The sequence below is a fragment of the Paenibacillus sp. FSL R5-0345 genome (assembly GCF_000758585.1).
Taxonomy (GTDB): domain Bacteria; phylum Bacillota; class Bacilli; order Paenibacillales; family Paenibacillaceae; genus Paenibacillus_AQ.
This window is the reverse complement of record NZ_CP009281.1, coordinates 4274054-4286795: the sequence shown is the minus strand read 5'-3', so window position 1 is coordinate 4286795 and position 12742 is coordinate 4274054. Positions and strand designations below refer to the sequence as shown.

The window sequence follows — 12742 nt, the reverse complement described above, 5'->3', positions numbered from 1 at the left end:
ATGGGGATTCAGAAAAGATTAGTGGGAAGCTATTGTGTAGTGATCTGTCTTACTGTGCTCATTCTTGAAGTTATTCTTAATATTTCTGTACGATATTATTATTTCCATAATATTGAGCAAACCCTGATGAATCAAGCAGAGCTGTCGGCTTCCTTTTATCAGCAATATTTTGGCGACGAGGATTTAGAGGAACAATCGGATAGATTGTTAAAGGGTTTTGCCAGCCATTCCGATGCACAGGTACAGATTATTAATGCTGAAGGTCGGCTGTTGCAGGATTCAAATGGAATCCAAGGCGATTTTACCATGACAGATTACATGGATGTGCAAGAAGCGATGAAAGGGCAGCCTGGCAGTTGGAAGGGGGAGGACCCTGTAACTGAGGAAGCTATTTTTGCGGTATCCTATCCTTTACAAGCCAAAGGGAATATTGTAGGGGAAGTCAGATTTATTACGTCCTTAACGGAAACGATACATGCTGTTAATCAAATTGCAGTTTTACTGATCGGGGTAGGTTTGCTAGTGATTGGTATTGTCACCCTGCTAGGATTATTGCTGTCGTGGACCATAACGAGATCCATTAAAGATCTAAAACTGGCAGCAGACCAAATGTCCGAAGGAAATTTCAGCATAAGAGTACAAAAGCGATACCAAGACGAGCTTGGTTCCTTGGCGGATACGTTAAATATGATGGCCAGTCGAATCTCGAAAAGTGAGCAGCTAAAGAATGACTTTATCACATCCGTAACCCATGAACTGCGTACGCCTCTGACCTCGATCAAAGGCTGGGTAATAACTTTAAAGGCGGCTGGAGGAAGTAACCAAGCTCTGTTTCATGATGGGTTAGATATCATTGAATCTGAAAGTGACAGATTAACTCATATGGTGGATGAACTGCTCGATTTCTCCAAATTGGATAACGGAAGAATCGCTATTCATCTCACATCTGTGGATCTAACGGAGCTGTTGCAGCATATTGGCAGACAACTCACGCCTAGAGCAACCCGGCAAGGCATTTCACTCGAAGTGAAAATAGAAGAGAATCTGCCGGTCATTCAAGCTGACGAGAATCGTGTGAAGCAAGTCATGATTAATCTCATCGATAATTCGCTTAAATTTACTAGTTCCTCAGGTCGAATCCTTATCAGCGCCCATACGGTTCCAGGGAAAGTTGTAATTACGGTTGAGGATACTGGATCAGGCATCGCAGAAACGGATTTAGAGAATGTGCGGCAAAAATTCTACAAAGGGGATCAACAAGCGTCAGGCAGCGGTTTGGGCTTGTCCATCTCCGAACAAATCATTACATTGCATCTTGGTGAGCTGCGAATAAGCAGTACTTTAGGCAAGGGCACGATTGTCCAATTTGACTTACCGAGAAAATAAGAACTTAAATTTAACTATTTCATAACCACTTTCATCTCTATCACAGATAAAATACTATATATGCGGACAAGCGAGGAGTCGATGATCCAAATGCCGAGCGAATTCATAAAAATAGGTGCTATGTTAACAACGTTATTTTTGCTCGGAGGATGCGGAGTCCCGGCAACACCCGGAGAGCTGATTAAGCCTCCATCATCGGAAGCAAGCCTGCAGCGTGACAAAACGAGCCAGGAATTTATCAAATGGCTTCCCGACAAAGCTCAATTGATAACTCCGTTGGATGGACAAGAGGATAATGCGATCTCCTTTGGGGATATGGATGGAGACGGTATCGACGAAGCTGTAGTTGTATATGAGTACAGCAAAAACAAAGGTTCTTCTATAAAAGCAATGCTGCTTAGGCAGGAAAATGAAGCGTGGCAAAAGATTACGGAGGTTGAGGGATTTGGGTATGGTCTGGATTATGCCGGATTCTATGATGTCGATGATGATGGGCATAAAGAGCTCGCGCTGGGCTGGTCATTGGGTGAGGCAGGGAACGGCCTGGATATTTATACGCTGAGTGAAGATCAATTAAAGCTGTTATCGAAAAAGGCGTATCAGGGCAAATTTGATCTGAGATAATCATTCAACCAAATAATCCGTAGCACTTCAGCATCATCTTCAAAGAAGGTGTATGTGCTCAGCGGATTATTTATGCTGCTCATTTTCATGCATGTATCCCGTACACAACAAGAAAAATACAGAAATTAAATAGAGGTTGGTTCATGATTATCTCCACCAAAATTGCAAAGCTGGACAGATCCGTACTTCTTCTCGTAACATGCCTAGTTGGTATTGGTACTGTTGCTATTTATGGAGCGACTACGGATACACGGTTAGACGGTCTTTACATTAGTTCTTTGTATTTATTTGCTATATTTTGCATACCCATGTTATTCATTGCGTTGGTAGATTATCAGATTCTATTGGGTAGGTTAGCGTATCTCTTATATGGTGTGGGTGTAGGTCTACTTGTGCTGGTTAAGTTGGTTGGAGAAAACCTCAACGGTGCCGTACGCTGGTTAAGTATTGGAAGCTTTCAGCTTCAACCCTCGGAGCTGGCTAAAATATGTACAGTGCTGCTCATTGCTCATCTATTGGGTAAACGAGAGGGGCAGCAGCTACGTTTTTTTCAAGATTTAGTGCCGGTTTGTTTCGTTTTTTGTATTCCTTTTATTTTGATCATGGACCAACCTGACCTGGGTACAGCACTCGTTTTTGCTGGTATATTGCTAAGCATGCTTTGGATTGGTAACATCCGTGCGCTTTATATGCTCCTGATCCTCGGTGTTGTGATTATTTCGATCGGCACGATACTATGGCTGTATTATGCCAACTTCGACTTGTTATCCAAGATTGTCGAGCCCCATCAACTGTCACGAATCCAAGCCTTTTTGGACCCGCAGAGTGATCCTGATAAATCTTGGCATGTTAAAAACGCGATGATAGCCATAGGTTCCGGAGGATTATCGGGCAGTGAAGGTATTTTTTTGCGAAAAGGATATATTCCTTACGCGTATTCCGATTCGATCTATGTAGTTATCGGTGCAAAATACGGTTTTATAGGTTCATCCGTGTTGCTAATGCTTTATTTATTGCTCGTGTATCGCATGATCTTTATTGCGCTCGAAAGCAGGGATCGTGCGGGGGCATATGTTGTCACCGGATTTATCGCCATGATCATCTTTCAAGTTTCTGTTAACCTTGGAATGCATATGGGGTTGCTGCCCCTGACGGGGATATCATTGCCTTTTATTAGCTATGGAGGCAGCTCACTGCTCACTAATATGATTGCGATTGGCATAGTGCTAAGTGTCAAAGTTCATAAAGATGAAAGCACGGATTGAAAAAGCTACTGGAACTGAGTGGAGGAAATTATGTCTAACAAACGCAAGTGGACAACAACCCGTAAAATTCTGATCAGCATTGGTCTTGTCATAGGAGCGACTATAATAGGGATTGGAGGGTATGCAGGGTATTTGTATAAAAAGACGGATGATGCGATTCAGCGTATGGCTGCTCCAGTCACCGTCCAGCCAACAGCTGCTCCAGCGGAAAAAAAAGAATCGGTATCGGTTGAACCAATGATTGTTCTGCTTGCCGGGGTAGATAGTCGGGACGGCGGTGGAGGGGTAATGAATACCGATGTGCTGATGCTTGTCAGCTTCAATCCGGATACCAAGTCGACGAGTTTCTTATCTATACCGCGGGATTTGTTGTTAAAACCTAAATCGTTACCTTCCCGCAAAGCCAATTATTATTATGCTTACCATTACATAAAAGACAAAACAGAGGCTATTCCTAATACAAAAGAGTTTTTCAGTAATTTACTGGGTCTGCCGATTGATCACATGGTTGTGGTGAATTTTGATGTGTTGCAGGAGACGGTGGACTTGCTTGGCGGACTAACCATTGATGTCGATATGGATATGAAATATACCGATTCGGCAGATGGGACGAACATCGACTTAAAGAAGGGCTTGCAGAAGCTGGACGGCAAACAAGTACTTGATTTTGTGCGTTACCGGAAATCGAATCAAGGAACGGCTGAATCCTCTGATTTTCAGCGCAATGATCGACAGCAGCAAGTAATTAAACAAATTCTGGATAAGCTGGGGAATTTCCAAGGCGTGTCCCAGTGGGGAAATGTATTGGATATCATTGGTGATAATGTGAAGACAGATATTCCTCAAGCGGATCTCCAGCAATGGTTATTGAACTTTCCGAAACTAAAACCAGACCATATTAATTCCTTACATGTGGAATCGCTTTGGAAGAGTCCATACGTGTATGTGAATAAAGAGGATCTTAAACAAGCGCTTACTACTCTGAGTACGGAAGCGGGCGTTAGCACCGAAAGCTCATTACATTTGGAGAATATTGGGACGGTAGATTAACATCAAGTTTGCAGAGAGTCTTCCCATTCCCATTCCTATTCGAAAATTGTTTCAATAAAATGTTGTTCTATAAACTGCTCTTAGGAGCAGTTTTTTGCGTGCTCTTCTATTAATCCCGATAACCGTTAAAGTTATCCGCTAAGGGGTAGAGGCCCGGCTTCCAGACATAGTACCATGAACACAGCGATTATGAATCGTATATTGTTTTGGTTTTGTTGGGAGGAGAAGGGGATTTCATGAAATACAGATTGAGTATTATGTTTCTAATCGTACTTACAGGGATGATATCAATAGCTGCATTTAATCCGATTATCGGTCCGCTTGCTCGAAATCTGGGACTTAGTGATTTTCAATCAGGATGTTTGGTATCAGTTGCGGGACTTTGCTGGCTGCTTGGAGGTTATTTCTGGGAAAAACAAACGTTCATGAGCCGAAAATGGCTGCTCTCTTCGATTATGTTCGTCTATATGGCAACACTAGTCATTTTTGCACTGTTGGCTGATTATGCAGTACATGCTGAGAGTAAAACTAGCCTATTTTGGAGTTTCTTTATACTTCGTGCAATCGCCGGCTTTTTCTTTGGAGGTATTCCGGCATTAGCACAAGCTTATGTTATGGGCTGGAGTACAAAAGAGACCCGTACACAGGGAATGGCATTATTCGGTGCAGCCAATGGACTTGGCTTCGTAGTAGGACCTGCAATGAGCGGAGGAATGGCTTCGCTGGGACTCACCTCACCAATGTACGCCGCAGCGATATGTTTATTCACCTTGGCTATTTTATTTCTAGTGTTTATTCCTAAAGAAAAGAATATCGAGATCGAACGGCAGGCGATTTCACTTTCACCCAACGACAAACGGATACGCCTCTATTTATGGATTGGACTATTGCTATCGTTTGCTCTGAATATCGTGCAGGTTACTATCGGATTTTTTGTGCAGGATAGCCTTGGATATAGTACCCAGCAAGCTACTCAGTTAATTGGAACAGGTCTGGCTATCTCGGGAATAATGGTGGTACTCTCGCAAATTGTGATCAGTAAATATCTCAAATGGCATCCTAAAAAGGTGCTGCTAGTAGGGCTATTATTTGTGGCTTTGGGGCTGCTAGGCTTGTTATTGTTTATCAGATTTGCTTATGTAGACTTTACATTTTTGGGAATTGGCAACGGCTTTACATTGCTTGGCTACAGTGCGGGTGCTTCAATGGCGGTTCAAGATCACGAGCAAAGAAGCGTTGCTTCCTTTATTGCGGCCCTGCAAGGGGGCGGATCATTCATAGGTCCAGTTATAGGAACAGCTTTATACACCGCAAATATGGCACTTCCGTATGCTCTCTGCGTGCTATTGATTAGTATTGTAGGTATCGCGAATTTGAAAAAAAGATCAGCGGATCGTGTGGAGAGTTGTTAAAAAGAAATGCTGCTCATAGAGTAGATTCGAAGCTGTCGAGGGAGTCTCGACAGCTTTTTATTCTGCAGCTTTCTGCAGGCAGTGGCTTTATGTAGAGAATAAGGAGAAAGAGTTTTTTACCTCGTAACTGCCTTCCAATTAATAGTATAATAAGAACTCGTAGGAGTTATTTGAAAAAAGTTGTATACATACTCATAATTGATGAATAAGGAGATGAGAGCATGACTGTAAAGACTACAGCGGAACAAATCCGCATTATCGAATATGATCCTTCTTATGCTAGGGCGGTAGCGGAAATGTGGAACCGTAGCAATGAAAGCTGGGGTGGAGGCACCAATCAGAGAACAGAGGATACAGTGCGCCGCGAGATGGAGATCTCATCCAATCTAAATGTGTTTCTCGCCGTTGATGGCGAGGAAGTGGTAGGCTTCTGTAGTTTTGCCCATTACCGTCAAGACGAAGGGGCTTTGTATGTCCCGCTGTTGAATGTAAGACCTGATTATCACGGATACAAGGTAGGTCGTAACCTGATTTTGAACGCTGTTCGCAAAACAATTGAAGCGGGCTGGCCGCGTCTTGATCTGTTTACTTGGGCAGGCAATACGAAGGCTGTACCGATGTATAAGAAATGTGGATTCTTTTGGGAAAAAAATGAGGATTACGTACATCTAATGAACTTTATTCCAACGGTTCTGCAAACGGAAGCACTTGCTCCTTATTTTGAGCAGCTGGATTGGTATGCAGATAGTACCCGTGAACTGCCCATTCAGCCAGATGGTCGCCGGGAGCGTGGTTTTGATTTCTTCGATTACACTTGGCAAAAGGGAGAACTCTCCTTACGCGCAGAATTCGAGAAGACCGGTCGCGGCCTGACGGCTCTGGATACACCTGACTATGAAATCTCCACGGAGATTGACGATCACGATCTTGTATTCGGTTCCACATATAAGATTCGTTATCACATTAAGAATCGTTCGGCGTCTGATCTGGCCATTGAGATCAAAGGGCAAAATGACAAAAATATTCAGTTTGCCTTGTCTGCTGCACCAACACTCGCGCCAGGAGAAACAGTTATCGTAGAAGGTGAGTTCGAGCTTGATCCGATTCGTGAAGAGCAAAACGACAAGAAGACTCACCCTGTGGTTATGAGCAAATGGATCATCGGTGGCAAGCGCGCTGAGTTTCGTATAGGTGTTGCTCCTAAATTCCCACTGAAAATGAGGATGGAGTTGCCAACACGTGAGCTGCATCCGGGTCTTCCCGCTGAGCTATTCTTAAATGTTGAGAATAATTTTGCAGCGGAAGCGGAATTTTCTTTTGATTTGCCAGAGGAAGAGTTTTTGACGTGGGCGGATCGGGCAGTAAGCTTCTCGGTTCCAGCTAAAAGTAAGGCTTCCGTCCGAGTACCCTTTACCCTAAATTCATATGGCCTTTATTCACAGGATATTGAGGTGACAGCCGTTCCGGCTGGAGAGAAGGCAGTGTCCTTCATCAGCAAATTATCTGTGCTAATGAAAGGAACACATGGCCGCTTTGGCGGGGAAAACGGGGATCAGTGGGTGGCTGTAAACGGCGCCTACTCCGTACATCTTAATAATAACGACAATGGGATGTGGATTGAATATCCCGGCTCGAGCCATAATTTCTGGTTGACCCATCCGAAGTTAGGTAAACCATTCGCCGAAGAATTCTCGAAGAAACAGGCTAAAACAGTAAAGATCTATTCCGAAGGAGAGGGCCAAGTTCTAGAGACCCTTTATGAATCAGATGAATTCCCGGGTCTGGAGATAAAAAGAGTGGCTAAGCTCTTTGCGAACGGAATCGCTGAGTTTTATAGCGAGGTACGCAATACTAGTAACCAAACGTTGGAAGAGGATATGTATCTACTAACGAATTTCGGATTTTTTGGTAAACGCCTCATCCTGCCCTATCAGGGTCGTTACGTAGATATGGGCGATGCTTACTCAGGCGATCCGGGTAATTGGGACAGCGCTCAAATTACGGAAAATTGGTTGTTCAGCAAGGAAGAAAACGTCACATGCGGCGTTTGCTGGGACCCTTCGTTGAAGCTGCTTCGTCCGGAGTATCCACTTGGACTGGAGCATAATCTTGGTCAAATCCCTGCTGGAGATGTCGTACGAACAAAGACGCTGGTGTTCGCTTTAAACACCTTCCTGAAGTGGTCGGATTTCCGCACCTTTGCACGGAAGCAGCCGGATCCGATCACACCGGTGATGGATGATCATCTTGAATTAACGCTTGGCGGTGGAAACCTGTTTGCGGCGGGGGCGCTTCATGCGGAGTTACTCGAACGAAAGATGACTTCGCTTAATGGGAGCCTCGAGCTGTATGTACAAACGGATAGAGGAGAGGAGCAGAAAGTCGCTGAGATGGAACTGAAAAGAGAGCAGAATCTGCACTCCGCGGGCTTTGAGCTCTCATCTGAGGAAGCGGAGACTTCTTCAGAACACAGCCAATCAGGACAGAAGGTTCGAGTCGTCTATCGTGGAGAGGATCGTATTCAAGAGCGAACAGGCCTCTGGTTCCCTCAAACGGAAACAGCAGCCGTTGTCTGTGACACAGAAGAGGGACCAGCGGGTACTATATACACTGTGAGCAACGGAGTTCTTTCTATTGCAGCTGCTCCTGAGTTCGGCAGTGTTGTACATTCCCTGAAGCATCATGGAGAAGAATGGCTGGATAGCTCCTATCCGGAAGCAGCACCACGTTCCTGGTGGAATCCTTGGCACGGTGGACTCGGTGTGGGTATTTCAGGCATAGGTGGATTTAGTCGGTTGGAGGAGCCAAGGAGCGCAGCTTGGACCGAGCAAATGGATGCTCAGGGTAATGTATGGAAAGGATTACGTATCACTACTTCGATCGAGAAGCAGGAAAAGAACCGAGGAATTGTTGTTAATCAGCATTACCTTATGCTCCCAGGTGTCTCTGTGCTCTGTGTGTTGCATTCGGTGACCAATGACAGCGGAATGACCCTGCCGAATTATTCGTTGTCGGAGGAAAATTATATCCAACCTTCGCCAGTCTATGCCGAGGGATGGATGGAATTCTCCAAGGAGGGTAAGTTCTTATTAGGAACGGTTGAAACCTATCTGGAGGCCAAGGGACTATTGCGAATTGGTGCATCTTCGCGTAAGGATATGCTGCATTTGGTGAGCAATCATCCGAATCAGAGTGCCTCGGCGTATGTGAACAATAAAGTATTTAATCACGGGGTGCATCATCACCTTCCACTTCTGAATGGAGAAACTGTTTGGACACAGCCGACCTTCCTGATCATGGGAGAACTCGCTCTGAACTCAGAGGATGTCCGCAGTCTTTTGAAGCTGACCTTTGCCAGACCTACTGACGAAAAGGAGATCTCAAATGCCGATCATTGATATTCACATTCATCTGTCGGACATCGACAGCTTTCATCAAACAGCACTGGATCTCTCCAAAGTCGATTACACTGCTGCCGGGCTCAAAGCAGAGTTTGATAAGAACGATGTTGTTCTTGGTATTGGAATGGGGGTCACGGAGCAGACGAAGGGAGCTTTCCCTGACTCCACTTCCCCTAATCCGATGGGCCTTGACTTGGAAGACACTGTGCCGCCTTTCTTAATGGAATGCGTGGGGATCAATCCGAACATGCTCGGAGGTAAGGATGCTCAAGAGGAGCTGGACCGAATTGAGGCACGGCTGCAAGCGCCCGAGGTAGCAGGCATTAAGCTCTATGCCGGATACTATCATCATTACGTTTACGACAAAATTTATTCGCCGATTTATGAGTTGGCGGCTAAGTATGGTACGCCTGTCGTCATTCATACCGGTGATACGTACTCGATGAATGGATTGCTTAAGTATGCTCATCCTCTTACCGTGGATGAATTAGCGTTCCAACGGCGTGATGTGAATTTTATGATCTGCCATCTTGGCGATCCCTGGGTGATGGACGCCGCCGAAGTGGTGGCCAAAAATCCAAACGTCTATGCCGATTTGTCCGGCCTTGTGGTCGGTGACCGGCCTCATTTTGAACGGTTCATGAATGAACCACTGTTCATGGATCATTTTCGACGGGCGCTGGTGTACTCCGATCATTATGAGAAAATGTTGTTCGGCACGGATTGGCCACTCGCGCCTATTGACCTGTATGCGGAATTTGTCCGCCGACTCGTCCCTGAGCAGCACCATGAGAAAGTATTTTACGAGAATGCCTTCGCCTTATTTCCACGCATTCAGCAGCGGATTGCGGCGCTCTAAGCATTACGAACAAGCCATCCCTTAGGATATCTAAAGGATGGCTTTTTTTGTTTTTATTTTTTGAATTAGAGATGAATAATTCAATCGTGCTTAACAAAAACTTTATTCGATTCGTCATTACTTTACCAAATCAGGAGGGGTCGTTATTAAACCATTTATCGTAATAGTTGCGTTGTTACTCGTTACAGCTTGTTCGGGTAATCACTCAGCCAACAATCAAATGACTACTCAACAAACGAAGGTTGGACATCCTGCTGGCAAAATGGCTGCAACGTCAACCTTAACGCAAGCGTCTTCTATTTCCACAGAGAATGCAGGAAATTCAACGATTAAGGCTAAACAAGTACCTGGCGGAGATGTATCAAAATGGCTGGATGGGTTTATTCGTACTTCACCACCTACAGGTAGCACAGCGGATCAGACGACTTATCCGCAACCGTCCGCGAAACCACAATATTCGGCTTATCCACAACAATCTGCCAATCCACAACCGTCCGTCAATCCGCAGCAGCCTGCCAATACATCTGATTCCGTTCAGCAAGTGTTGAATTTGGTGAATAAGGAACGTACAAATGCAGGCTTGAAAGCACTAAGTCTGAATAGTGAGCTTTCAAAAATGGCTATGGCAAAAGCAAAGGATATGTATGACAACAATTATTTTGATCATCAGTCACCGACTTATGGTTCTCCGTTTGATATGATGAAGGCATTCGGAATTAGCTATAGCTCAGCAGGAGAAAACATTGCCAAAGGCCAGAAGAGCGCGGAGGAAGTAATGAATCAATGGATGAACAGTCCTGGTCATCGCGCGAACATTCTGAATAGCAGCTTCACTGAAATTGGGATTGCTTCATATAACACTGAATGGGTTCAAGAATTTATTGGTTTGTAAAAAATCAATAAAGCAATAAGGTTGATAAACAGCTAATATCAAGCCCATGTCATCTGACATGGGTTTTTATTATGATTAGATACAATGAAGTCAGCTTACCTGCTTATCTACCGAATCGAGTCATCTTTTACTACTAAAGCTTGTGATATTGATGTATTGTGGATTGTGGATAGATATGGTTGCTTTTCTATTTGTTATTGGTCATTTTGTGTGAAAGTAAGTTGCAAGGGAGGTATGGAGTAATTTGAAATTTGGTATTAAGAATTTGAGTATGCATTTTTATTTCATGTAGATTAATAATCGTATAAGGGAGATACAGTATGCTACCATCACTCACATTTCTTAAACTTCAATTGGAAGGGATTCTGCGTAATAAATTTGAGCAGGGACATCAAACCTCCGGTTATTTAGCCAAGCTGGAACAGCTTCCCGCAAGCTATGATGCCTATCTTGAATTCGCCCATAGCTTGGCTGTCATTCCAATGAGGGATAATTGGCCTTACTATGAGCCGAACGATTTAGATGAGATATGGCGGGAAAGCGATCCGGCTCGACCTCTCGGGCAGATCGGAATTTTGAATCTGAAGGATAGCTCCAAGCGTGTGGAGGCTGGTTTCCTCGCTTCAGTCTGCGGTTCTATGCTGGGCAAAACAATAGAGGTAAACCCCAGCTTGTCGGAATTACGTCAAGCGTTAACTTCTGTAGGGGAATGGCCACTGAATGATTATATTTCTGAAGAAATTCTCCATGCGCTGGATCGTCGTCATTGGTCTTGGTTTGAGACTACACGAGGGCGAATTCGTTATGTAGCACCTGATGATGATATCAATTACACATTAATGGGAATGATGGTGCTAGAACAATTCGGTGAAGGTTTTACGAAAAGAGATTTAAGGGATTTATGGTTAAATCACCTTCCGATAAGTACAACTTGGGGTCCGGAAAGGGCAATTTTACTACGATCAGGGATTAGCTATTTGGAACATGATAAGGAATTATTCAATCATTCTGAAATAGAGGCTTGGCCTGATTTTATGGTACAGGGTACAGAGCTATGCGGGGCGGCGATTCGTGCAGATGCCTACGGCTATGCCTGTCCTGGTCAGCCTGCTCTGGCTGCTGAGCTAGCTTGGCGGGATGCAAGCTTTACACATCGCCGGACCGGCATTTACGCCACGATGTTCATTGCTGCTGCGATTGCTGCTGCTCACGTGCTGCGTGATCCCATTGAAATAATCAAAACTGCACTGCAATTCATCCCTAAAAGAAGCCGGTTCTATGAGATTACTCAGAATTGTCTTGAAATGGTAGCGAATGCAGATGACTGGCTGGAAGCATATCAGAGTATTAACCAAAAGTATGAGACTTATTGCCACTGTCAGGTTTATCAAGAAGTAGGAACCTTAATTAATACCCTGCGGTTTGCAGACAATGTTGGTGATGGGATATGCAAGCAGGTAATGCAAGGCAACGATACGGATAGCTTCGGGGCAACGGCTGGCTCACTGCTCGGGGTTTATTTCGGTCCAGATAGTTTGGAATCTAGATGGCTTGAGCCTTTTCAAGACCGGATTCATACGGGACTATCTAATTTTCATGAGCAAAAGCTTTCTACTTTAGCGGAGCGGATGGGGCGTTTACCAAAGCTGCTGAAAACCGGTCAACATCGAGTTCTACCTAGTGAACTCTATGTGAACAAGAATAACGGCCTTGGCCTTTAATATCAATCAATAAACCTGAGCAAATACAACATACATAATAAGCCTACAAAAAGTCCACAGCAACAATGTTGCAAGTGGATTTTTTACTTTGCTTATACTACTGTTAGTGGGCTGGATTCAAGAGAAGAAGAA

Annotated in this window: 9 protein-coding genes; all 9 read left to right on the top strand. The window is 44.4% G+C overall.

Features of this window, described 5'->3' with window-relative positions:
• The 9 genes from R50345_RS18990 (at position 1) to R50345_RS18950 (ending at position 12610) form a co-directional block, all read left to right on the top strand.
• A complete protein-coding gene (locus tag R50345_RS18990) occupies positions 1 to 1386 on the top strand; it encodes a sensor histidine kinase (RefSeq protein WP_042129155.1) in 1386 nt (461 codons plus the stop codon).
• 90 nt (positions 1387 to 1476) lie between these two features.
• Positions 1477 to 2010 carry a hypothetical protein gene (locus tag R50345_RS18985; protein WP_042129153.1) on the top strand — a complete coding sequence of 178 codons (534 nt, stop codon included), beginning with the start codon at positions 1477 to 1479 and terminating at the stop codon, positions 2008 to 2010.
• 143 nt (positions 2011 to 2153) lie between these two features.
• Positions 2154 to 3275, top strand: coding sequence for an FtsW/RodA/SpoVE family cell cycle protein (locus R50345_RS18980; RefSeq protein WP_042129151.1), 1122 nt, complete (start codon positions 2154 to 2156; stop codon positions 3273 to 3275).
• A 30-nt stretch (positions 3276 to 3305) separates the two neighbouring features.
• Positions 3306 to 4325: an LCP family protein gene (locus tag R50345_RS18975; RefSeq protein WP_042129150.1), complete on the top strand. Its 1020-nt coding sequence runs from the start codon at positions 3306 to 3308 to the stop codon at positions 4323 to 4325.
• A 236-nt stretch (positions 4326 to 4561) separates the two neighbouring features.
• Positions 4562 to 5737 (top strand): MFS transporter, encoded by a 1176-nt coding sequence (locus tag R50345_RS18970; RefSeq protein ID WP_042129148.1) that lies wholly within the window; start codon positions 4562 to 4564, stop codon positions 5735 to 5737.
• Positions 5738 to 5958: 221 nt separating this feature from the next.
• Positions 5959 to 9135 carry a GNAT family N-acetyltransferase gene (locus R50345_RS18965; RefSeq protein WP_042129147.1) on the top strand — a complete coding sequence of 1059 codons (3177 nt, stop codon included), beginning with the start codon at positions 5959 to 5961 and terminating at the stop codon, positions 9133 to 9135.
• Positions 9122 to 9997: an amidohydrolase family protein gene (locus R50345_RS18960; RefSeq protein WP_042129146.1), complete on the top strand. Its 876-nt coding sequence runs from the start codon at positions 9122 to 9124 to the stop codon at positions 9995 to 9997. The genes R50345_RS18965 and R50345_RS18960 overlap by 14 nt, the downstream gene beginning before the upstream one ends.
• Positions 9998 to 10217: 220 nt before the next feature.
• A complete protein-coding gene (locus R50345_RS18955) occupies positions 10218 to 10889 on the top strand; it encodes a CAP domain-containing protein (RefSeq protein WP_081390041.1) in 672 nt (223 codons plus the stop codon).
• Between the two features lie 320 nt (positions 10890 to 11209).
• Positions 11210 to 12610: an ADP-ribosylglycohydrolase family protein gene (locus tag R50345_RS18950; protein WP_042129142.1), complete on the top strand. Its 1401-nt coding sequence runs from the start codon at positions 11210 to 11212 to the stop codon at positions 12608 to 12610.
• Positions 12611 to 12742: the final 132 nt, after the last annotated feature.

Excerpts from the sequence above, each read along its gene's own strand:
- R50345_RS18990 (WP_042129155.1), top strand. The coding sequence starts at position 1 with ATGGGGATTCAGAAAAGATTAGTGGGAAGCTATTGTGTAGTGATCTGT.
- R50345_RS18950 (WP_042129142.1), top strand. The coding sequence starts at position 11,210 with ATGCTACCATCACTCACATTTCTTAAACTTCAATTGGAAGGGATTCTG.
- R50345_RS18965 (WP_042129147.1), top strand. The coding sequence starts at position 5,959 with ATGACTGTAAAGACTACAGCGGAACAAATCCGCATTATCGAATATGAT.
- R50345_RS18980 (WP_042129151.1), top strand. The coding sequence starts at position 2,154 with ATGATTATCTCCACCAAAATTGCAAAGCTGGACAGATCCGTACTTCTT.
- R50345_RS18960 (WP_042129146.1), top strand. The coding sequence starts at position 9,122 with ATGCCGATCATTGATATTCACATTCATCTGTCGGACATCGACAGCTTT.
- R50345_RS18970 (WP_042129148.1), top strand. The coding sequence starts at position 4,562 with ATGAAATACAGATTGAGTATTATGTTTCTAATCGTACTTACAGGGATG.
- R50345_RS18955 (WP_081390041.1), top strand. The coding sequence starts at position 10,218 with ATGACTACTCAACAAACGAAGGTTGGACATCCTGCTGGCAAAATGGCT.
- R50345_RS18985 (WP_042129153.1), top strand. The coding sequence starts at position 1,477 with ATGCCGAGCGAATTCATAAAAATAGGTGCTATGTTAACAACGTTATTT.
- R50345_RS18975 (WP_042129150.1), top strand. The coding sequence starts at position 3,306 with ATGTCTAACAAACGCAAGTGGACAACAACCCGTAAAATTCTGATCAGC.